The sequence below is a fragment of the Parendozoicomonas verongulae genome, assembly GCF_009711465.1.
Classification (GTDB): domain Bacteria; phylum Pseudomonadota; class Gammaproteobacteria; order Pseudomonadales; family Endozoicomonadaceae; genus Sansalvadorimonas; species Sansalvadorimonas verongulae.
The window spans coordinates 1,762-2,588 of the sequence record NZ_SMME01000658.1 but is presented as its reverse complement, the minus strand read 5'-3'; the positions used below and the strand labels follow the sequence as shown (position 1 = coordinate 2,588).

General features: G+C 55.0%; 1 protein-coding gene. It reads right to left on the bottom strand.

Features of this window, described 5'->3' with window-relative positions; translation table 11 throughout:
- The coding region (locus E1189_RS23230) for a hypothetical protein (RefSeq protein ID WP_230460053.1) at positions 1–400 on the bottom strand (400 nt) is incomplete at its 3' end.
- Between the last annotated feature and the right edge of the window lie 427 nt (positions 401–827).

Here is an 827-nt window from a genome sequence, read left to right as displayed (position 1 = left end):
TCTGCTTAAATCTCACCGCCGGTGCAGCAGCAATGCCCGGTGCAAGGGAAAGTCGAACACTACCTGCCTTTGCGGCATCACCTTCGATACGTTCAGTCAGCTTAACTCTCACTGCCAGAGCAGCCGCGATGTCCGGTGCAAGGGAAAGCGGAACACCACCTGTCCCTGTGGCACCACCTTTGATTCGGTCAGCCTGCTGAAATCCTACCGCCAGAGGAACAACGACGCTCGGTGCAAGGGGGGGCAGAACACCACCTGCTCTTGCGGCCTCATCTTCGATACGGTCAGCCGACTTAGCGCTCACCGCCAGAGCAGTCGAGACGCCCAGTGCAAGGGGCAGCAGAACACCATCTGTCCCTGTGGCGCCACCTTCGATACGGTCAACCAGTTTAGATCTCACCGCCGGGGTAGCAGCGACATCCGATGTAAGGATAAACGGATCAACAAGAAATAAGAAAGCCCCCCCCTGGAGCTGTTCGGGTCAATAACTTTACAGGGTTTGAAAATTGCCCCAGTTTTACCTATCGACTAGCCTTTCGTGCCAGGGTTGAATCAGAGGTTATGCTCGTTGCAAAGGCTGGCAAATACCTCATGGCTTTGTATCCTGACCGTTGCTCCCACTATTGTTGTTGATGCGAGTACAGATAAGCAGGTGAGTAGCACAACGCTTGTTGTGCCAACAGGCCGTATCCGCACATCATCACCCGTCGTTCAGCCTTTGGACGACACATTCTGTGTATCGGGCCCAGAAAACAGTCTGGTCTGTCAGGGGGTTGGGAGTCCGTCCAGCATCAGACTGACACGCCAGGACAAGGAAGCCTTTGGGG